General features: G+C 69.7%; 16 protein-coding genes. 6 read left to right on the top strand and 10 right to left on the bottom strand.

The features are described from left to right. Positions 1–294 precede the first annotated feature (294 nt). The 3 genes from ACFWVV_RS32860 to thyX form a co-directional block, all read right to left on the bottom strand. Positions 295–1,980: a ribonuclease J gene (locus ACFWVV_RS32860; RefSeq protein ID WP_384356120.1), complete on the bottom strand. Its 1,686-nt coding sequence runs from the start codon at positions 1,978–1,980 to the stop codon at positions 295–297. 125 nt (positions 1,981–2,105) lie between these two features. Further along, complete coding sequence (gene dapA / locus ACFWVV_RS32865; protein WP_384356118.1) at positions 2,106–3,005, bottom strand: 4-hydroxy-tetrahydrodipicolinate synthase; 900 nt, start codon at positions 3,003–3,005, stop codon at positions 2,106–2,108. 197 nt (positions 3,006–3,202) lie between these two features. Further along, the gene (thyX, locus tag ACFWVV_RS32870) at positions 3,203–3,955 is read right to left on the bottom strand and encodes an FAD-dependent thymidylate synthase (RefSeq protein ID WP_384356116.1); all 753 of its coding nucleotides are present in this window, start codon (positions 3,953–3,955) and stop codon (positions 3,203–3,205) included. Positions 3,956–4,199: 244 nt separating this feature from the next. Here thyX and ACFWVV_RS32875 point away from each other — a divergent pair, with 244 nt between their 5' ends. Both ACFWVV_RS32875 and ACFWVV_RS32880 read left to right on the top strand, forming a co-directional pair. Next, positions 4,200–4,439 carry a hypothetical protein gene (locus ACFWVV_RS32875; RefSeq protein ID WP_384356114.1) on the top strand — a complete coding sequence of 80 codons (240 nt, stop codon included), beginning with the start codon at positions 4,200–4,202 and terminating at the stop codon, positions 4,437–4,439. A 114-nt stretch (positions 4,440–4,553) separates the two neighbouring features. Further along, positions 4,554–5,105 carry a hypothetical protein gene (locus ACFWVV_RS32880; RefSeq protein ID WP_384356112.1) on the top strand — a complete coding sequence of 184 codons (552 nt, stop codon included), beginning with the start codon at positions 4,554–4,556 and terminating at the stop codon, positions 5,103–5,105. 125 nt (positions 5,106–5,230) lie between these two features. On the opposite strand, the gene ACFWVV_RS32885 is transcribed toward ACFWVV_RS32880, so the two are convergent. The 6 genes from ACFWVV_RS32885 to eccD form a co-directional block, all read right to left on the bottom strand. Continuing rightward, positions 5,231–5,686, bottom strand: coding sequence for a hypothetical protein (locus ACFWVV_RS32885; protein ID WP_384356110.1), 456 nt, complete (start codon positions 5,684–5,686; stop codon positions 5,231–5,233). Positions 5,687–5,698: 12 nt separating this feature from the next. Beyond that, the gene (gene dapB, locus ACFWVV_RS32890) at positions 5,699–6,451 is read right to left on the bottom strand and encodes a 4-hydroxy-tetrahydrodipicolinate reductase (protein ID WP_384356108.1); all 753 of its coding nucleotides are present in this window, start codon (positions 6,449–6,451) and stop codon (positions 5,699–5,701) included. A gap of 23 nt (positions 6,452–6,474) precedes the next feature. Continuing rightward, positions 6,475–7,854 carry a M16 family metallopeptidase gene (locus ACFWVV_RS32895; protein WP_384356106.1) on the bottom strand — a complete coding sequence of 460 codons (1,380 nt, stop codon included), beginning with the start codon at positions 7,852–7,854 and terminating at the stop codon, positions 6,475–6,477. A 2-nt stretch (positions 7,855–7,856) separates the two neighbouring features. After that, positions 7,857–10,067 (bottom strand): polyribonucleotide nucleotidyltransferase, encoded by a 2,211-nt coding sequence (locus ACFWVV_RS32900; protein WP_384356104.1) that lies wholly within the window; start codon positions 10,065–10,067, stop codon positions 7,857–7,859. A gap of 383 nt (positions 10,068–10,450) precedes the next feature. Continuing rightward, positions 10,451–10,741, bottom strand: coding sequence for a 30S ribosomal protein S15 (gene rpsO / locus ACFWVV_RS32905; protein ID WP_362416654.1), 291 nt, complete (start codon positions 10,739–10,741; stop codon positions 10,451–10,453). A gap of 190 nt (positions 10,742–10,931) precedes the next feature. After that, positions 10,932–12,488, bottom strand: coding sequence for a type VII secretion integral membrane protein EccD (gene eccD / locus ACFWVV_RS32910; protein WP_384356102.1), 1,557 nt, complete (start codon positions 12,486–12,488; stop codon positions 10,932–10,934). Between the two features lie 627 nt (positions 12,489–13,115). Between eccD and eccCa the strand changes: the two genes are divergently transcribed. The 4 genes from eccCa to ACFWVV_RS32930 all read left to right on the top strand — a co-directional run bounded on the left by eccCa (position 13,116) and on the right by ACFWVV_RS32930 (position 20,626). Continuing rightward, positions 13,116–17,165: a type VII secretion protein EccCa gene (gene eccCa, locus ACFWVV_RS32915; RefSeq protein WP_384356100.1), complete on the top strand. Its 4,050-nt coding sequence runs from the start codon at positions 13,116–13,118 to the stop codon at positions 17,163–17,165. Between the two features lie 74 nt (positions 17,166–17,239). Beyond that, on the top strand, positions 17,240–17,743 hold the full coding sequence (locus tag ACFWVV_RS32920; protein WP_384356098.1) for a hypothetical protein: 504 nt from the start codon (positions 17,240–17,242) through the stop codon (positions 17,741–17,743). Then, on the top strand, positions 17,740–20,058 hold the full coding sequence (locus tag ACFWVV_RS32925; RefSeq protein ID WP_384356096.1) for a hypothetical protein: 2,319 nt from the start codon (positions 17,740–17,742) through the stop codon (positions 20,056–20,058). Before ACFWVV_RS32920 ends, ACFWVV_RS32925 begins: the two co-directional genes overlap by 4 nt. After that, complete coding sequence (locus ACFWVV_RS32930; protein WP_384356094.1) at positions 20,045–20,626, top strand: hypothetical protein; 582 nt, start codon at positions 20,045–20,047, stop codon at positions 20,624–20,626. Before ACFWVV_RS32925 ends, ACFWVV_RS32930 begins: the two co-directional genes overlap by 14 nt. 77 nt (positions 20,627–20,703) lie before the next feature. On the opposite strand, the gene ACFWVV_RS32935 is transcribed toward ACFWVV_RS32930, so the two are convergent. Next, on the bottom strand, positions 20,704–21,003 hold the full coding sequence (locus tag ACFWVV_RS32935; RefSeq protein WP_384356092.1) for a WXG100 family type VII secretion target: 300 nt from the start codon (positions 21,001–21,003) through the stop codon (positions 20,704–20,706). Positions 21,004–21,042 lie beyond the last annotated feature (39 nt).

Below are 21,042 nucleotides of genomic sequence, written 5' to 3' on the forward strand. Positions count from 1 at the left end.
GTTTCGTTCGGTGTTTCTGTGTTTCTTTGTGTTGTTGCGTTTCCGACTCTATCAGACTGTTTCCAGTGCCGATTTCCTCGGTGCTTTCCAGGTTTCCCGCTTTCGCGTTTTCCCTTTCCAGCGGCTCCGACTTTATCAGAAGTTCTGAGTCGAAATTCCCGCCTCCTGCTGGTTCCCCAGGCGCACGAACGTGGCCTGGTTCCCGCTGAGGTGGAGTCTTAAACGTACTGGAGCGGGGTGCCTCGATGCAAATCGAGGTGCCCCGCTCCAGGAGATGAGGTAGTGGGACCTCGGTCAGACCTCGACGACGACCGGAAGGATCATCGGGCGACGGCGGTAGGTGTCGGACACCCACTTGCCCACCGAGCGGCGGATGAGCTGCTGGATCTGGTGCGCTTCCATCACTCCGTCGGCCGCGGAGCGCATGAGGGCTTCCTCGATCTTCGGGGTGACGCCGCTGAAGGCGGAGTCGTCGATGCCCGAGCCGCGGGCATGGAAGGTCGGGCCACCGACGATCTTGCCGCTGGAGCTGTCGACCACGACGAACACCGAGATGAAGCCCTCGTCGCCGAGGATGCGGCGGTCCTTGAGGTGGGTCTCCGTGACATCACCGACCGAGAGGCCGTCGACGTACACATAGCCGGCCTGGACCTTGCCGACGATCTTGGCGCGGCCGTCGGTCAGGTCGACGACGACACCGTCCTCGGCGATGACGATGTGGTCCTTGCGGACGCCCGTCATGGCACCGAGTTCGGCGTTGGCGCGCAGGTGGCGCCACTCGCCGTGAACGGGCATCAGGTTCTTGGGCTTGCAGATGTTGTAGAAGTACAGCAGCTCGCCGGCCGAGGCGTGGCCCGAGACGTGAACCTTGGCGTTGCCCTTGTGGACGACGTTGGCGCCCCAGCGGGTCAGGCCGTTGATGACGCGGTAGACCGCGTTCTCGTTGCCCGGGATGAGGGACGACGCCAGGATGACCGTGTCGCCGGGGACGATGCGGATCTGGTGGTCGCGGTTGGCCATCCGGGAGAGGGCGGCCATCGGCTCGCCCTGCGAGCCGGTGCAGACCAGTACGACTTCCTCGTCCGGGAGGTCGTCGAGGGTCTTCACGTCGACGACCAGGCCACCGGGAACCTTCAGGTAGCCGAGGTCGCGGGCGATGCCCATGTTGCGGACCATCGAGCGGCCGACGAAAGCGACGCGGCGGCCGTACTCGTGGGCGGCGTCCAGGATCTGCTGGATGCGGTGCACGTGGCTGGCGAAGCTCGCGACGATGATGCGCTTCTCGGCGCTGGCGAAGACGTTGCGCAGCACGTTGGAGATGTCGCGCTCGGGCGGAACGAAGCCGGGGACCTCGGCGTTCGTGGAGTCCGAGAGGAGGAGGTCGATGCCCTCTTCGCTCAGACGCGCGAACGCATGCAGGTCGGTGAGCCGGCCGTCCAGCGGGAGCTGGTCCATCTTGAAGTCACCGGTGGCGACAACCAGGCCCGCGGGGGTGCGGATGGCGACGGCCAGCGCGTCCGGGATGGAGTGGTTGACCGCGATGAACTCGCACTCGAAGGGGCCGAGACGCTCACTGTCGCCCTCGACGACCTCAAGGGTGTACGGGCGGATACGGTGCTCCTGGAGCTTCGCCTCGATGAGGGCGAGCGTCAGCTTGGAGCCGATCAGCGGGATGTCGGGCTTGAGGCGCAGGAGGTACGGCACACCACCGATGTGGTCCTCGTGGCCGTGGGTGAGGACGATGCCCTCGATGTCGTCGAGGCGGTCCTTGATGGACGTGAAGTCCGGCAGGATCAGGTCGATGCCGGGCTGCTCCTCCTCGGGGAAGAGGACGCCGCAGTCGACGATCAGCAGACGGCCGTCGAATTCGAAGACCGTCATGTTGCGGCCGATCTCACCGAGGCCGCCCAGCGGGGTGACGCGCAGGCCGCCCTTGGCCAGCTTCGGGGGGGCGCCGAGTTCGGGATGCGGATGGCTCAAAAGACTCTCCTCACCATGCGCGCGGCGGATCCCGTGGATCGCGGGCGCATGTTGTGTCGTGCACGGGCTGAATGTCTGTGCGTAAGGGTTTTCAGGTGGTGCTTGTTCAGTTGTGAAGCCAGTGTTTAAAGCTGTACCCCGCCTGCGGCGAGGTCGATCTTGAGCTGGTGGGTTTCGTCGGCGGAAAGCCCGACCATCGGCAGCCGCAGGGGGCCGGCGGGCAGACCCTGCAGGGCGAGCGCGGCCTTCGTGGTCATCACGCCCTGGGTGCGGAACATGCCGGTGAAGACCGGAAGCAGCTGCTGGTGGAGCTCGGTCGCCTTCTGGACGTCGCCGCTGAGGTGGGCGTCCAGGAGGGCGCGCAGCTCGGGGGTGACGACGTGGCCGACGACGGAGACGAAGCCGCAGGCGCCGACCGAGAGGAGCGGCAGGTTGAGCATGTCGTCGCCGGAGTACCAGGCGAGGCCGGAGCGGGCGATGGCCCAGCTGGCACGGCCCAGGTCGCCCTTGGCGTCCTTGTTGGCAACGATCCGGGGGTGCTCGGCCAGACGGACCAGCGTCTCGGTGTTGATCGGGACGCCGCTGCGGCCGGGGATGTCGTAGAGCATCACCGGGAGTCCGGTGGCGTCGGCGATGGCGGTGAAGTTCTGGAACAGGCCCTCTTGCGGGGGCTTGTTGTAGTACGGCGTCACCGCGAGGAGGCCGTGGGCGCCGGTCTGCTCGGCTGCGCGGGCCAGCTCAATGCTGTGGCGGGTGTCGTTGGTGCCGACCCCCGCGACGACGTGGGCGCGGTCGCCGACCGCTTCCAGCACCGCCCGTACCAGGTCGTTTTTCTCCGCGTCGCTGGTGGTCGGGGACTCGCCGGTGGTGCCGTTGACGACGAGACCGTCGTTGCCGGCGTCCACCAGATGGGTCGCGAGGCGCTGTGCGCCGTCGAGGTCGAGTGCGCCGTCCGCCGTGAAGGGCGTGACCATGGCGGTGAGGACCCGCCCGAAGGGGGTCTGCGGAGTGGAGATCGGAGCCATGGGTAACACGCTACTCGCTGCTCAGCGCGGGGTGTCCCCTCGGGGGACCGTGTGAGGCGGGGGGAAAGGACACCGGCACTGCCTGCTCGGGGGTTCAAGCAGTGCCGGGTCCGTTTGATCAGCCTAGATGAACTTCTCGAAACGCCGCAATACGGACACCTCGTGCGGCCCATCCGTACATCTGTGCCCTCATACGGCTACGGGGCGACGCGGCCGTTCTTGTTGAAGGCCGCGTGGGTGAGCGGCATGAGCTGCTCCCAGTGGGCCTCCATCTGCTCGCCGACCATCTCGATCTCGCGCTGCGGGAAGGACGGCACCTTGGCGAGCTCGTGCTGCGTGCGCAGGCCGAGGAAGTGCATCAGCGAGCGCGCGTTGCAGGTGGCGTACATCGAGGAGTAGAGGCCGACGGGGAGGGTCGCGCGGGCCACCTCGCGGGCCACGCCGGCGGCGAGCATCTCCTGGTACGCCTCGTAGGACTGCCGGTAGGAGTCCTCCATGACGCGGGAGGTGAGCTCCTGCTGGGCCTCGGTGCCCTCGACGAACTCGTACTTGCCGGGGCGGCCCTGCTGGACGAGCTTGCGCTCGGCCCCGGGTACGTAGAAGACCGGGTCGAGGCGGCGGTAGCGGCCCGACTCCTCGTTGTACGACCAGCCGACGCGGTGCCGCATGAACTCGCGGAAGACGAAGATCGGGGCACTGATGAAGAAGGTCATCGAGTTGTGCTCGAAGGGGCTGCCGTGGCGGTCGCGCATCAGGTAATTGATGAGGCCCTTGGAGCGCTCGGGGTCCTTGGTGAGCTCCTCCAGGGACTGCTCGCCGGCCGTGGAGACCCGGGCGGCCCACAGGACGTCCGAGTCCTGTGCCGCGTGCTTGACCAGTTCGACAGTGACGTCACTGCGGAAGCTGGGCTTCTGGGTCTCTTCGGGGGTGCTGTCCGGGGTCACGGTCACCGGCGGGTCCTTCCACTTGCGTCGCTCTGGGCGGCCTCCACTCTACGGGCCGCAGGAGGCCCCGGCCGCCGCCCCGGAGACCGGACGAGCCCTCAGGACATTCTTTGAGCAATTCGGGGAAATCGGGCACCAAATGGCAGTGCTGTACGTCTGTACCTGTAGACGCACTCGTCCGCCGCTGCGGGCGCGTTTCGTCTGTCTCCGCAGTAATGGTCCAGTTTGATGATCAGAAGGAGCGACACCCATGTTTCGCCGGCGAGAAGCCGTCCCGTTCGCCTTCGTGGCAGAGGCCGACCGCTTCCGCAGTAACGTCACCCCTCCCCCTCCTGAACGTCCCAGTGCGGCCCAGCTCCTCGGCCGCTCGATGGTCGGTCTCACCGTCGTCGCCGGGCTGGTCGGCTCCCTCCTGTTCGGGCTGCCGGCGCTCGATCCGGGGCACGCGCCGGGCAAGGTCCAGCAGTCCGAGGCCGCCAGGGGGCGCTGACCCCACGACACGTCAGGACTCGCCCGGGCCCCCCTGAGGTGGCCCGGCGCGGGACCGCTCGGTAGCCTCACCGGGCACTGCCCAATCGAGCGTGCTTGTGAGTGAGGACCAGTCGTGCCCCTGCCTTTCCTGACGGCCGACCGCGCTTTTGAAGCCGGCGCGGAAGATGTTGCGCTGCCGTACGACGACCACGACCAGTGGCGACGCCCGTACCGGCCCGGTCCTTATCGGGTCGGGATCGGGGCGCTGTTGCTGTTGCTGGCGTCGTTCGTGCTGCTGTCGGCGACGATCATCGCGGTGGCCGCCGAGCCGACCGGTGCGCTGATCGTGTTCGGCTTCGGTGCGGTCATGATCGCCTGTGCGCTGCGGATCCTGCGGATGGGGGTCTGGGTCAGCCGGGCGGGGTTGCGCCGGGTGGGCTTCCTGAGCACCGTCACGGTGCCCTGGGAGCAGACCCAGGTCGTGCGGACCGTGCAGCAGCCGGTGCGGTGGCTCGGGCTGCCGCGGACCGTGCAGGGGCAGGCGCTGGTCACGGAGCGGCGTGGCGGGTCGCCGCTGCCGCCTCTGCTGACCGACCACAACGCGGACTTCCTGTCGCGTCCGGAGGCCTTCGACCGGGCGGCCGACACGGTCGAGGCATGGGGAGCCGAGTACCGGCAGCCGTAGTCGGCACGTATACGGCATGGGTAAGGGGCGACCTCCTGGAGGTCGCCCCTTACGCATGTGCGAAGTCGGCCCGTGCGGGCCGGTCTCTGCGTGCCGGTCGTGCGGCCGGGTCCGTACGGGGCCGGTCAGTCCGTGCGGACGGGCTTGCCGTCGTGCAGAGCGATGGCGCGCTGCATCGCCTTGCGGGCGCGCGGGGTGTCCCTGGCGTCCTGGTAGGCGATGGCCAGGCGGAACCACGAGCGCCAGTCGTCCGGGCTGTCCTCGGTTTCCGCACGGCGTTTGACGAAGACCTCGTCGGCGGACGCGCGGTCGATGCGGCCGGCCGGGGTGCGTCGCAGTTCGTCCACCGGGAGGGCGCCTTCGGCGTCGAGGAGCGCGGCCAGCTTGTTCGCCTTGCGCACGAACTCGGTGTTCTTCCAAAGGAACCAGACGCCGATGAGCGGGATGATCAGCGCGGCGACGCCGAAGCCGATGCCGAGCGGGGTGCCCAGTTCGATCATGGCGACGGCCCGGCCGCCGACCAGGACGAAGAAGACGACCAGGACGGCGGCCGTGAGGAAGTAGGTGATCTTTGCGCGCATGGCGGGGTGCCGTCAGTTCAGGTCGAGGAAGTGTTCCAGGCCGAAGGTGAGGCCGGGAGTGGTGACCACGCGGCGGGCGCCGAGCAGGATGCCCGGCATGAAGCTGCTGTGGTGGAGGGAGTCGTGGCGGAGGGTGAGGGTCTCGCCCTCCGTGCCGAGCAGGACTTCCTGGTGTGCGAGGAGGCCGCGCAGGCGGACGGAGTGGACCGGGATGCCGTCCACGTCCGCGCCGCGCGCACCGTCCAGCGCGGTGGCCGTGGCGTCGGGCATCGGGAGGCTGCCGGCCTCGGCGCGGGCGGCGGCGATGAGCTGGGCGGTGCGGGCGGCCGTGCCGGAGGGGGCGTCGGCCTTGTTCGGATGGTGCAGCTCGATGACCTCGACCGACTCGAAGTACGGTGCGGCGATCTGGGCGAACTTCATGGTCAGGACGGCCCCGATGGAGAAGTTCGACGCGATCAGTACGCCGGTCGAGGGGGACGCGTCGAGCCAGGAGTTCAGCTGCGCGAGACGGTCGTCGTTCCAGCCGGTGGTGCCGACCACGGCGTGCATTCCGTGGCGTACACAGAATTCGAGGTTGGTCATCACCGAGTCGGGGGTGGTCAGTTCGACGACGACCTGGGCGCCGGACTCCGTGAGGGTGTCCAGCTTGTCGTCGCGGCCGAGGGCGGCGACGAGTTCCAGGTCTTCGGCGGCTTCCACGGCCCGTACGGCTTCGGAGCCGATACGGCCCTTGGCGCCGAGGACCGCCACGCGCAGCTTGCTCATGAGTGCAGGTTCCTTAAGGGGAGTTACGAGACCGCTTCGTCGAGGCGGGCGGCCTGCTTGTCCTTGAGCGGGCCGATCACCGAGAGGGAAGGCCGCTGTCCCAGGATGTCGCGGGCGACTTCCCGTACCTCGTCCGGGGTGACCTCGGAGATGCGGGTGAGCATGTCGGTCACCGACATGTGCTCGCCCCAGGCGAGTTCGCTCTTGCCGATCCGGTTCATGATCGCGCCGGTGTCCTCCAGGCCGAGGACGGTGGACCCGGACAGCTGGCCGATGGCGCGGCCGATCTCGTCGTCGGTGAGGCCGTCGGCGGCCACCTTGTCGAGTTCGTCGCGGCAGAGCTTCAGGACGTCGTGCACCTGGCTCGGGCGGCAGCCCGCGTACACGCCGAACAGACCGCAGTCGGCGAAACCGGAGGTGTACGAGTACACGCTGTACGCCAGGCCGCGCTTCTCGCGGACCTCCTGGAACAGCCGGGAGGACATGCCCCCGCCGAGGGCCGTGCTCAGCACGCTGAGCGCCCAGCGGCGCTCGTCGGCGCGGGCCAGGCCCGGCATGCCGAGGACGACGTGGGCCTGCTCGGTCTTGCGGTTGAGCAGTTCCACGCGGCCCGAGGTGCGCAGTGTGCGGGCGCCGCCGCGCGGGGCGACCGGGACGCCGCCGGGCGCGCCGAGTGCACCGGCCTTCTCGAAGGCGCGGCGGACCTGCCGTACGACCGTCGCGTGATCGACGTTGCCCGCGGCCGCGACCACCAGGTGGGTGGGGTCGTAGTGCTTCTTGTAGAAGCGGCGGATGCGGTCGGCGGTGAGCGCGTTGACGGTGTCGACGGTGCCGAGGACCGGGCGGCCGAGGGGGGTGTCACCGAGCATGGTGTGCGCGAACAGGTCGTGCACGCAGTCGCCCGGGTCGTCCTCGGTCATCGCGATCTCTTCGAGGATGACGCCGCGCTCGGCGTCGACGTCCTCCTGGCGGATCAGCGAGCCGGTCAGCATGTCGCAGACCGTGTCGATCGCGAGCGGGAGGTCGGTGTCGAGGACCCGCGCGTAGTAGCAGGTGTACTCCTTCGCCGTGAAGGCGTTCATCTCGCCGCCGACCGCGTCGATCGCGGAGGAGATGTCGAGGGCGCTGCGGCTGCTGGTGCCCTTGAAGAGGAGGTGTTCGAGGTAGTGCGTCGCGCCGTTCAGGGAGGGGGTCTCGTCGCGCGAGCCGACGTTGACCCAGATCCCGAAGGTGGCGGAGCGGACGGAGGGGAGGGTCTCGGTGACGATGCGCAGGCCGCCGGGAAGGGTGGTCCTGCGGACGGTACCGAGGCCGTTCTCGCCCTTGAGAAGCGTTTGGGTACGGGCGACGGCCCGCCCCTCCGAGGAGGTGCGGGCCGTCGTCACGGAACTACGGGACGTCACTTTTAGGCGTCGTCCTTCTGTTCGTCGTTCTCTTCACCCTCGATGACCGGGATCAGGGAGAGCTTGCCGCGGGAGTCGATCTCGGCGATCTCGACCTGCACCTTGGCGCCGACCGCGAGCACGTCCTCGACGTTCTCCACGCGCTTGCCACCGGCGAGCTTGCGGATCTGCGAGATGTGCAGCAGGCCGTCCTTGCCCGGCATGAGCGAGACGAACGCGCCGAAGGTGGTGGTCTTGACGACCGTACCCAGGTAGCGCTCGCCGACCTCCGGCATGGTCGGGTTGGCGATGCCGTTGATCGTGGCGCGGGCGGCCTCGGCGGCCGGACCGTCGGCGGCACCGATGTAGATGGTGCCGTCGTCCTCGATCGTGATGTCGGCGCCGGTGTCCTCCTGGATCTGGTTGATCATCTTGCCCTTGGGGCCGATGACCTCACCGATCTTGTCCACCGGGATCTTGACGGTGATGATGCGCGGCGCGTTCGGGGACATCTCGTCCGGAACGTCGATCGCCTCGTTCATCACGTCGAGGATGTGCAGACGTGCGTCGCGGGCCTGCTTCAGCGCGGCGGCCAGGACCGAGGCGGGGATGCCGTCGAGCTTGGTGTCGAGCTGGAGGGCCGTGACGAAGGTCTTCGTACCGGCGACCTTGAAGTCCATGTCGCCGAACGCGTCCTCGGCGCCGAGGATGTCGGTCAGCGCGACGTAGTGCGTCTTGCCGTCGATCTCCTCGGAGATGAGGCCCATGGCGATACCGGCGACGGGGGCCTTGAGGGGCACACCGGCGTTCAGCAGCGACATGGTGGAGGCGCAGACCGAGCCCATCGAGGTGGAGCCGTTGGAGCCCAGCGCCTCGGAGACCTGGCGGATCGCGTAGGGGAACTCCTCGCGCGTCGGCAGGACCGGTACGATCGCGCGCTCGGCGAGCGCGCCGTGGCCGATCTCGCGGCGCTTGGGGGAGCCGACGCGGCCCGTCTCGCCGACGGAGTACGGCGGGAAGTTGTAGTTGTGCATGTAGCGCTTGCGGGTCACCGGGGAAAGGGTGTCCAGCATCTGCTCCATGCGCAGCATGTTCAGGGTGGTGACGCCCAGGATCTGGGTCTCGCCACGCTCGAACAGGGCGGAGCCGTGCACGCGCGGGATGGCCTCGACCTCGGCGGCGAGGGTACGGATGTCCGTGAGCCCGCGGCCGTCGATGCGGACCTTGTCCTTGATGATGCGCTCGCGGATGAGCTTCTTGGTCAGCGCGCGGTACGCACCCGAGATTTCCTTCTCGCGGCCCTCGAAGGCCGGGAGGAGCTTCTCGGCGGCGATCTCCTTGACGCGGTCCAGCTCGGTCTCGCGCTCCTGCTTGCCCGCGATGGTGAGGGCCTGGGAGAGCTCCGACTTGACGGCCTTGGTGAGGGCCTCCAGGACGTCGTCCTGGTAGTCGAGGAAGACCGGGAACTCGCCGGTGGGCTTGGCGGCCTTGGCGGCGAGGTCCGACTGGGCCTTGCAGAGGTTCTTGATGAAGGGCTTCGCAGCTTCGAGGCCGGCGGCGACGATCTCCTCGGTGGGAGCCTCGGCGCCGTCCTTGACGAGCTGGATGGTCTTCTCGGTGGCCTCGGCCTCGACCATCATGATCGCGACGTCGCCGTCCTCCAGGACGCGACCGGCGACGACCATGTCGAAGACGGCGTCCTCGAGCTCGGTGTGCGTCGGGAACGCGACCCACTGGCCCTTGATCAGGGCGACGCGGGTGGCGCCGATCGGGCCGGAGAAGGGCAGGCCCGCCAGGATCGTGGAGCACGAGGCGGCGTTGATCGCGACCACGTCGTACAGGTGGTCGGGGTTGAGCGCCATGATCGTCTCGACGATCTGGATCTCGTTGCGCAGGCCCTTCTTGAAGGAGGGGCGCAGCGGCCGGTCGATCAGGCGGCAGGTGAGGATCGCGTCCTCGGAGGGCCGGCCCTCGCGGCGGAAGAAGCTGCCGGGAATCTTGCCGGCGGCGTACATGCGCTCTTCGACGTCCACCGTGAGGGGGAAGAAGTCGAGCTGGTCCTTGGGCTTCTTGGAGGCGGTCGTGGCCGACATCACCATGGTGTCGTCGTCCAGGTACGCCACGGCGGAGCCGGCGGCCTGCTTGGCCAGGCGGCCCGTCTCGAAGCGGATGGTGCGGGTGCCGAAGGTGCCGTTGTCAATGACGGCCTCGGCGTAGTGGGTCTCGTTCTCCACTAGCGTTTTCTCCTCGTCTTCGTCCCCAGTCGCCCGTGTGGCGGTGGGACGGTGGCGGAGAAGCGCGCGCTCCGTGGTGCGGGCCGGTCTTCGATCGAAGCACCCGGGGCCGTATTGCTCCGGGGGCCACTACCGAGGACCGGCGGGCTGGGCGGCGCGCCTCTCGCTCTTCGTGTTGTGGGTGGTGCTCTCGTGCGGGGTCCGGTACGTCTCGTACGTTCCCGCGCGTCGTGCTTCTACGCCTCACCCGTAGGGCGGGGCCATACACGTACCAGCCTAAGTGCCGTCCGGTACGTCCCGCACGCAGAAGAGGCTTCGTGCCTGTCGTGCGTACGGCAAAGGGAGCGGCTCCCAGTGGCGGGAACCGCTCCCTTCGTGGCGTGCTACTTGGCGCCGCCGGCCGCACCGCGGCGGATGCCGAGACGGTCCACCAGCGCACGGAAGCGCTGGATGTCCTTCTTGGCGAGGTACTGGAGCAGGCGACGACGCTGGCCGACCAGGATCAGCAGACCCCGGCGGGAGTGGTGGTCGTGCTTGTGCGTCTTCAGGTGCTCGGTCAGGTCCGAGATGCGACGGGAAAGCATGGCGACCTGAACCTCGGGGGAACCGGTGTCGCCTTCCTTCTGGCCGAACTCGGTCATGATCTGCTTCTTGACAGCGGCGTCGAGCGCCATGCGTGCTCCTCGTGTGTGAGTGAGTGCCACCGAGTGCCCCTGGTCTCGTTCTCAGGGGGATCTTCCGTTACTCGGGTGGCGTAGGTCCGCTGGGCGCAGTCCCCGGGGCTCCTGGGAGCTCCGATGGGCGCGTACACAAACGGCCGTAGGTCAGAGTACCAGGCTGGTGAAGGGGGCTGCGGCCGGATTCCTACGGGGCCATCGAACGCAGTGCGTGGTACGCGTCGAAGACGGCCAGGCAGAGCGGGACGAGCGTGAGCAGGGCGCAGGTGTCGGCGAGCTCCAGGAACCGGCCCCAGAAGGGGGTGATCCCTCTGTCCGGGACGGTCAGCGCGATCGCGGCCAGGACCGCGGCGACAGCTGCGGTGGCCGCTGTGATGCCGATCGTACGGAAGTCCAGGGGGCCCGCGCCACCGGCGAGGGCGGCGCCGACCAGGGTGGGCGGCGGGCGCAGGGCCAGACCCAGGCCGAGCAGCAGGAGCGTGCCGAATCCCGCGGCGAGGGTGCAGGCGGCTTGTGCGGTGTACCGGAAGAGGTGCGCGCGCAGCAGGAGGGCGGCGCCGAGTGCGAGGGCGAGGAGCTGGGCGCGCGGGTTGCCGGAGAGGCCGAGGACGGCGGCGCAGGCGAGAGCGACGAGGGCGCAGCCGCCGACCAGTCCGGTGAGGAGTTCGTGGCCGCGGCGGGTGCGGGCGGCGATGCGGGCGGCGTCGACGGGGGGCTGCGGGGCGTCCGGCTCTTCGGTGTCGTAGCCGCTGGTGGCGGGGGTGGGGGGCGGTGCGAAGCCGACGGGGATGCGGGCGAAGCGGGTGGCGAGTCCGGGGAGGAAGGCGAGGGCGCAGGCCAGGAGCGGGGCGGCGAGGGCGGCCGTACGGGTGGCGGTGAGGCCGGCGACGGTTCCGGTGAAGACGAGGAGGAGGGCGAGGGTGGCGGCGGTGGCGGTCGCCACGAAGGGGGTGTCGGCGGGACCGTCGGCGGTGGGTGCCGGCGGGGCGGCCGGCCCGGTGCCGACGGGCGGTGCCGGGGACGCGATGAGGAGGAGGACGGAGACGAGGAGGACTGCCGCGCACGCGAGCAGCAGGTGGAGGCGGCCGGGCCCCTCGCCGGGCGGCACGGGCAGGAGCGCGGTGCCGGCCACCGCGGCGTGCGCGAGGGCTGCCGTACCGAGCGCGACGGCCGATCCCTGGTCGTCGTAAACCCGGGTGCGGACGGCGGCCATGGCCAGCAGGAGTACGGCCGTGACGGCGGCGAGGATGCCGGGGAGGCCCTGGGTGTGGTGGTGCGGGTGGGCGCTCCAGAGGGTGAAGGCGAGGCCGACGAGGAGGGTGGCGGCGGCGAAGAGCCCTGCTGTCCTGGTGAGTTGGCCGGTCCAGAGGGTGCGGTCGCGGGCGACGGCGGAGGCGACCGCGTCGGTGACGTCGTCGAAGACGGGCGGCGCGAGGAACTCCCCGAAGGGCCGCATCAGGAGGATCTCGCCGTCGAGGACGCGCTGGGCGGTGAGGGTGCGGGAGCCGTCCAGGACGGACCCGTCGCGGCGGACGAGGTGGTACCCGACGGGGGCGTGCGGGGCGGGGCGCTGCCCGGAGAGACGCAGGAGCTCGGGGTAGAGGTCGGCGAGGGGGAGGCCGGCGGGGAGTGCGACGTCGATGCGGCTGGTGGGGGTGACGACGGTGAGGCGGAGGAAGGGGGCGGGGGGTGAGCCCGTGACGGGGGCTGGAAGTGGGGTGGTGGTCGTTGCTCGGGGGGTCAACGGGGTGTGCCCTTCGGGAGGTTGGCAGCGGCGCGGCGCGTGCACCGGTCTCGCTCGTCCAACGCGGGAGGGGCGGGGAGGTGGCGGGCGGGCGGGGGCGGAGGGGCTTGGGCGGGGGGGCGGAGGGGCTTGGGGGCGGGGCGAAGGGGCTCGGGCGCGGGCACGGGCGCGGGGCTTGGGCGCGGGACGGAGGAGGCTCGCGGGCGGGGCGGAGACGCTCGCGGGCGAGGCGGAGGGCTTGGGGACGAGGCGGAGGGCTTGGGGACGAGGCGGAGGGCTTGGGGGCGAGGCGGAGGGTTTGCGGGCGAGGCGGAGGGCTTGGGGGCGAGGCGGAGGGTTTGCGGGCGAGGCGGAGGGCTTGGGAGCGAGGCGGAGACGCTCGGGAGTGGGGCAGGGGGTGGCGAGGAGTACGGGCGTCACCCGAAAGGGGTGGGTTTCGGAGGGGTGGGGGTGGAGTGCGGCGGGTGGGGTGCCTTGTGGGGGGCGGGGTCGCGTGGGAGGGCAGGCCTCGTAGGGGGCGGAGGGGAGGACGGGGTGGGGTGCTGGGGCGGTAGGGTCCCTCGGCGGTGGGCCCGGATCGTTGGGGTTTGGGGGTAACGCGACTGTTCGGTAAGGGATTTGGGGCTCGTGGGGCAGATCGTCGTCAAGCGTCCGGCTCGCTCCGTGCCGCCCGGTTCCGGTGCGGAGGAAGTGGTGTTGCCGCCGCCGCCCGAGTTGCCCAGGGGGCAGCAGGAGGGGGTGCTGATGCAGCTCCTGCCCTTGCTGGGCATGGGCGGGTCGGTCGTCTTTCTGTTCATGAGCAAGAACCCGATCATGCAGGTGATGGGCGGGTTGATGGTGGTTTCCACCCTTGCCATGACCGTCGCGATGGTCGTGCGGCACCGGCGCGGGTCCCAGGGGCAGCTCGCCGATCTGCGGCGGGACTATCTGAAGCAGCTGGCCCAGGTACGGCGGCGGGTACTGAAGACCGCACGGCGCCAGCGGGATGCCCAGTACTACCTGCATCCCTCCCCCGACCAGCTGTGGGCGCTGGTCGCCGAGGGCAGCCGGGTGTGGGAGCGGCGGCCCGCCGACCCCGACTTCGCCCAGGTACGGGTGGGGTTGGGGAGTCAGGGTCTGGTGACTCCGCTGGTGGCGCCGGAGACCGCGCCGGTGGACGAGCTGGAGCCGTTGTCGGCGGGTGCGCTGCGGCAGTTCCTGGCCACGCACAGCACGGTGGACGCTCTCCCTATGGCGGTGTCGCTGCGGGCGTTCTACCACCTGGTGGTGAGCGGCGGTGATGCCGCCTGCGTACGCGGCGAGGCCCGTGCGGTGGTGGGGTCGCTGGCCGCCCTGCACTCCCCCGCCGATCTGGTGGTCGCCGTGGCGGCCGGGGAGCGGAGTGCCCCGGAGTGGGAGTGGGTGAAGTGGCTGCCGCATGCGCAGGGGGCGGGTGAGGCGGACGGGGCGGGCTGTCCCCGGTTGTTCGCGGGCGGGGTGCGGGAGGTGGAAGGGCTGCTGGGCGGGTTGCTGGCGGACCGGCCGCGGTTCCGGGCGGAGGGGCCTGCCGTAACGGACCGGCCGCATGTGGTGGTGGTGCTCGACGGGGTGAGCGTGCCGCCCGGTTCCGTGCTGGCGTCCGCCGACGGGCTCCAGGGGGTGTCCGTCGTCGAGGTGGTGCCCGGTGAGCTGGGCGAAGGGGCGAGGGGCGGGCTGTCCGTCGTCGTACGGAACGGGGCGCTGCGGCTGGAGTCGGGGCACGGGGTGGCGTACGAGGGGGTGGCCGACGGGCTGAGCCGGGAGTGCGCGGAGGCTCTGGCGAGACAGCTGGCGCCGCTCGGGGTGGCTTCGGGGCCCGATGCGGGGGAACCGCTGCTCTCGGAGCTGGAGTTCACGGACCTGCTGGAACTGGGGGACGCGGAGACGGTGGACGTGGCCAGGACATGGCGGGCGCGTCCCCGGGCGGACCGGTTGCGGGTACCCATCGGGGTGGGCGAGGACGGCACGCCCGTACTGCTGGATCTGAAGGAGGCGGCGCAGGAGGGCATGGGGCCGCACGGTCTGTGTGTGGGCGCCACGGGGTCGGGGAAGTCGGAGCTGCTGCGCACGCTGGTACTGGGGCTCGCGGTCACCCACTCGTCGCAGACCCTGAACTTCGTGCTGGCGGACTTCAAGGGCGGGGCGACGTTCGCGGGCATGGCGCAGCTGCCGCACGTGGCGGCCGTCATCACCAACCTGGCCGACGACCTGTCGTTGGTCGACCGCATGGGCGACTCGATCCGGGGTGAGCTGAACCGGCGCCAGGAACTGCTGCGGGACGCGGGGAACTTCGCGAACGTCCACGACTACGAACGGGCGCGGCTGGCCGGCGCGACGGCGGACGGGGCGCCACTGCGGCCGCTGCCCTCGCTCGTGCTGGTGATCGACGAGTTCAGCGAACTGCTCACCGCGATGCCGGACTTCATCGAGATGTTCGTGCAGATCGGCCGGATCGGGCGGTCCCTGGGCGTTCATCTGCTGCTCGCCTCGCAGCGACTGGAGGAGGGACGGCTGCGCGGCCTGGAGACGTATCTGTCGTACCGGGTGGGACTGCGGACGTTCTCGGCCGCGGAGTCGCGGGCCGCGCTGGGATTGCCGGACGCGTACCAGCTGCCGAACGTGCCCGGCTCGGGCTATCTGAAGTACGGGACGGACACCATGGTGCGCTTCAAGGCGGCGTACGTGTCGGGCCCCTGCCGGACCGCGGGGACGCGGCGGGACGCGCCGACGGGCGCGGTACGGGAGGAGCTGCGGCCGGTGCTGTTCACGGCGGGGCGGGTGCCGGTACCGGTGCGGGAGCGGGAGACGCTGCCGGGGAGGGCGGACGTGCCGGAGCCTCGACCTGGGCATGGTCCCGGGCCGATGGGCAGTGCTGGGGCCGGGGACGCCGAGGTGGCGGTGGATGTGCCGGGGGCCCGCGTTCCGGGGGACGGGGCGTTGGCCGACTCGGTGCTGGAGGTGATCGTGCGGCGGCTGGCGGGGCAGGGCCCGGCCGCGCACCGGGTGTGGCTGCCTCCGTTGGACAGCCCGCCGTCGCTGGGCGAGCTGGTGGCGGCGTCGGCGGGCGGGGCCGGCGGGGGGCTGTGCGTGCCGCTCGGGGTGGTCGACAAGCCGTACGAGCAGCGGCGGGACACGTTGTGGCGGGACTTCTCGGGGGCGGCCGGGCACATGCAGATCGTCGGTGGCCCCCAGTCGGGCAAGTCGACGCTGCTGCGCACGCTGATCGCTGCCTTCGCGCTGACGCATTCCCCGCAGGAGGTGCAGTTCTACGGGCTGGACTTCGGCGGTGGCGGGCTGTCCGCGGTGGCCGGGCTGCCGCACGTCGGTGGCGTCGCCTCGCGGCTGGACCCCGAGCGGGTGCGCCGTACGGTCGCCGAGGTGTACGGGGTGCTGGCGGAGCGGGAGGAGTACTTCCGGGCGGCGGGCGTCGACTCGGTCGCCACGTACCGCGCGCTACGTGCGAGCGGTGCGGTTCCCGCCGGCGAACAACCGTGGGGCGATGTCTTCCTGGTCGTCGACGGGTGGGGCGGTTTCCGCACGGAGTACGAGGGCCTGGAGTCGGCCGTCGTCGACCTCGCGGCCCGCGGGCTCGGCTACGGCGTCCATGTCGTGGTGAGCGCCTCGCGCTCGATGGAGGTGCGCGCCCAGCTCAAGGACCTGCTGATGAACCGGCTCGAACTGCGGCTCGGTGACGTCATGGACTCGGAGCTGGACCGGCGGGTGGCCGCACAGGTGCCCGCCGGGGTGCCGGGGCGGGGGCTGACGCCGGAGAAGCTGCACTTCATGGGGGCGGTGCCGCGCGCCGACGGGACCGGTTCGGGCGACGGCCTGTCGGAGGGCACGGCGGAACTGGTACGGGAGGTCCGGGCGCGCTGGGCCGGGGTCGCCCCGGCTCCTCAGGTGCGGCTGCTGCCGCGACGGCTGGAGGTGCGGGAGCTGCCGGCGGGGGGTGCGCGGCCGGGCGAGGGGGTGGCGTTCGGGCTCGACGAGGACCGGTTGGAGCCGGTGTTCGTGGACTTCGAGCGGGACCCGTTCTTTCTGGTCTTCGGCGAGAGCGAGTCCGGCAGGACGAATCTGCTGCGGCTGCTGATCCGGCAGTTGTGCGACCGGTACGCGGGCGAGGAGTGCAAGTTCTTCGTCGTCGACAACCGGCGCGGGCTGCTGGACGTGACCCCGCCGTCGCACCTCGCGGAGTACGTGCCCCTGTCGCACGCCATGGAGCACCACGTGGAGGCGCTGGCAGAGCTGATGCGGCGGCGGACTCCGGCCGCGGACGTGACGGCTCGGGAGTTGCGGGAGCGGAGCTGGTGGCAGGGGCCGACGGTGTTCGTGGTGGTCGACGACTACGACCTCGTATCGACGTCGGGCGGGAATCCGCTGGCGCCGTTGACGGAGCTGCTGCCGTTCGCGCGGGACGTCGGCGTGCGGTTCGTGCTGGCGCGGAACACGGCGGGCGCGAGCAGAGCTGCGTACGAGCCCTTCGTGCAGCGGATGGTGGAACTGGGGGCGCAGGGCGTGGTGCTGTCCGGCGACCCGAACGAGGGCGATGTCTTCGGGGGCGTACGGCCTCGGGTGATGCCCGCCGGGCGGGGAGTCCTGGTGTCGCGGCGGCGGGGGAACTCGTTGGTGCAGACGGGATGGGTGGGGGCGGAGGAGTAGCGGTGTGGGGGGGCGGGGCTGGGGTTCGTGGGTCGGGATCGGGATCGGGATCGGGATCGGGCTGGAGGCTGCGGGTGGCGTGGGACGAGTGGGAGAAGTTGAAGGGTGAGACGGCCGGGAAGCAGGCCGGTGGGGGTGGCGGGATGCAGGCCGGTGCGGGCGGTGGGATGCAGCTGAACCAGCTGGTGGGTCAGCCGTCGGCGCCCGGGGGTGCGGGTGGGCGGGGCGGCCGGGGGGTGCTGTCCGCCAGCCACAAGGATCTGACGGCCGTCGCGCACGACGCGTTCGTCCTGTTCGACCGGCTGGGGCGGGAGGGGCGTACGCCGATCGCCTCGACGGCGAAGGCCGCGGGTGATCTGAAGGGGCAGGGGTTCGCGCTCGGCGGCGGGCTGCACCGGGTGCAGGAGCGGTGGGGGCAGCAGGTGCGGTCGTTGGTGGACGCGTGTGCGCACATCTCGCACCACATGAAGTTCACCGGAAAGGTCCACCGGGGTGACGAGCATTCCGTGCGGCAGGCCGTGAGCAGCATCAAGCAGCTGGAGACCAGCTTCGACGAGAGGTCCGAGCGGCGCCGATGAGACTGGACACCCTCCGCCAGGGGAATTTCGCCTCGCTCGACGAGGCCGTGCACGACTGGTCCCGGGTCGTCGCGCAGTTGCAGGCGCTGGAGAAGGAGGCCAGGGACGGGATGCGGGCGCGGGCCGAGCGTGCGGACTGGTCGGGCGCCAACGCGGACGTCTCCCGGGCGTTCATCCACAAGACCGCCGGCGAGTTCGCCGATGCGACCGCCCAGGCCACGAGCATCCGAAACATCCTCAAGGACACGCGGGACGAACTCGTCGCCAGACGCGACGAGCTGAACCGGGCCATCGAACGGGGGAGGGCCATGGAGCTCCTGGTGGTGGGGACGGCGGGTGGCGGTTTCGAGGTGAAGTCGATCGCGCCGTGCGGGAGCGGGGATGCGGGGGCCGGGGCGGGCAAGGGGGCGATGGATGCCGCGGCTGCGGCCGCTGCGGCGGCGGCCCTGCAACGGGAGCGGGTGATCACGCGGGAGATCAACTCCTTGCGGGACGAGGTGCAGCGCATCCTCCATGCCGCGGCCGAGAGTGACACGACGGCCGACCGGGTGCTGCGCGCCCTGGTGGCCCGGGCGGAGCGCGGATTCGCTTCCGGGCGCTCCTACGGTGACCGCGATACGGCGGCCGCGGCTCTGCGGAGTGCCGACTCGATGGCCGCGCTGGTGAGGAAGGGGCGGGACCTCACGGAGCACGAACTCAGCATGCTGAAAGCGGAGTTGAAGAAGCATGCATCGGACCCGCTGTTCGCGGAGCAGTTCGCGGTACGGGCGGGGCCGCGGGGTGTCCTCGAGCTCTGGGCGGACCGGGCCCGCTTCGAGCAGGACCACGAGTTGCAGAAGTACCTGGGGCTCACGCTGGCGGAGGCGACCCGTTCCGACAGTCCGCAGATGCGGGCGTGGGAGCGGGGGATGGTCGACCTGGGCGACGAGTCCGTCTCGGCGGGGCGGCGGGAGGCGAAGGGGTTCCAGGTGATGAGCAATCTGATGCGGTGGGGCCAGTTCGACAACGAGTTCCTCAAGAGTTACGGGTCGGAACTGATCCGGGTGGAGAAGGAGCTGGGCGAGAACGGGAGGGCCTCCGCCGAGGACATCTGGGGCGACGAGCTTCCGCTGAACCGGAGTAGGACGGATGCGGGGCACGACCCCATGACGGGGTTCATGCAGGCTCTGTCGAAGAGTCCGGACGCGGCGACGGCCTTCTTCAACGGGACGTTCGTGACGTCGGGTGAGGACCACGAGTTCTTCAATGATCCGGAGAACGAGGACAAGGGGCGGAAGGGGCTCACCAACTTCGACTACTTGTTCAGCGAGAGGGACTGGCCGGTCACGCGTCATCCGGACGGCAAGGAGAGTTTCGCGGGGCCGGAATTCATGGCGGGGGCGTTGGAGGCGGCGGCGACGGGCCGCATGGTGGGCGAGGAACCCGGCCCGAATTCGCTCCCGCATACCCCGGAGCAGGCCAGGGTCATGTCGGCCATCGTCTCCGCCGTCAGCGAGAACGAGGAACGGCTCACGCACCGCAAGTACCTGGCGGACAATCTCGGGCGAATCGCGGCCGATTACCTCCCGGACATCAACCGGACGCTGGTCGGACCCGACCTCGGCAGCTCGGCCAAGCTCTTCCCGCTCGCCGGCGCCCAGGCGGACATGAGCCAGACCGACCTCATGCGGTTCCTGGTGGCCATGGGTCAGACGCCGGAGGGGAATGGTGCTTTGGAGATGGGCCACAAAGCGTATATGGCGAATTTGATGGACTATCACCTCAATCCGAATCTGCCTGCGGATCAGAGGTATCCGCACTCCAGCGAGGAGACGATCGAGCAGATTTCCCTCAGGGCGGGTGAGATTGGGGGAGCGTTGGCCATCGGGCGCCAGGAGGAGGTGCTGATGCGACCGGCGGAGGAGGACAAGGACTTCACCAACGCGGTGAGCCAGAACAAGAATGCCTGGGCCGGGCTTGCGGGTGCAGGCATTGGCGTGGGGGTCAGCTTTGTCGGGACACCGGCGCTTGGGGCGGTTGCGGGAGGGGCGGCCACTACTGCGACCAGCATTGTCATCGAGCACATTGCCCAGCAGGCGGAAGCAGAGAAGGCCAAGGGGGCTTTCCGCAGCGCTGGGGAAATTTGGGAAGAGCAGAGAAACACCAGTACGGCATTGAGTCAAAATTGCGCCCTGACTGTCGGCAAGGCGCACGGAATTCCTCAGCACGAAGCGCTTACCAATGCCGCAGGTGGCGGCACACATGCTGGGTTCTCTTCCGCTTCTGCTAACTTTCACCGAATGGCAAGGGATCTGGAAACCAATGTCCAACGCTAGGAGTCTAAAATTTCCGATGCACTCCAGAGGAGAGCGAAATATCCGCATCCTCTGCGCAGCAACCCTCGGCGCGATCCTGATTACATCGTGCGCCACTCAAGAACTGAGATCCTATCCGACACCGAAGACCTTGTGCGGCACCTCCATTCCGTCCCGAGTAATCGAACCCATCCTTCCTCCCGGAAACTCGATCGCCCAGGATCTGGACGAACGGAAGGAGCCCTCTGAACGCTACTCCTTCTGCCGAATCAACGTGGACGGACAAAAGATTCTGTCCTTTACCAAAGAGTGGTACCCGAGAGACTCCAAGGTAATACAGCTAGCCACGGAGCCGCGCGGTACCCGGTTGGCCAAATATGTGGCCGACGACGGTTCGTACGTCTACGCGGAAAGAGGAGGCGTCAGCAGTGTGCCCTGTCGGAAACCAGCTACGGAGTGGAAAAGGGAGCAGGGGAAACTCTTTGTCGTTGTGCGCACAAGCGACCCTATTCAGCCCAACGAATCCGCCATGAAGAACCTCGTCACCGGCTACGCCAAAGCAGTCAGCGCCTCAAGCGAGTGCAACTGACCTTCCCACCACATGAGGAGCGCCCCCCAGCTGGTCAGCTGGGGGGGCGCTCCTCATTCATCGGCACGGCCAAGGGACTACATGAAGCCCTGGGCCGCCCTCTTGTCGCCCGCCTGGTAGGCCGGGGCCGCTTCCTGGACCGCGCGGGAGATCTGGAGGAGGGACGTGTGGATGGCCCTGGCCTCGTTGTCCCACTGGGACTGCGCCGTGTTGTAGGCCTCGCGGGCGTCACCGGCCCAGAGTTCCGAGATGGTGGCGATCTTCGTCTTGATCGCGCGCAGGCTCTCGTCCAGGGCTTCCGCCTGTCGCTTGATCGTGCGGGAGGCCTCGTCCAGGGCCGCGTACGTGACCAGCATCGTGCCGTCGTTGTGGGTCATGTGGGGAGGTCCAGTTCCGTTCGGGGTTCGGGTGATGGG

Source organism: Streptomyces sp. NPDC058663, assembly GCF_042716745.1.
In the GTDB taxonomy this organism is placed as follows: Bacteria; Actinomycetota; Actinomycetes; order Streptomycetales; family Streptomycetaceae; genus Streptomyces.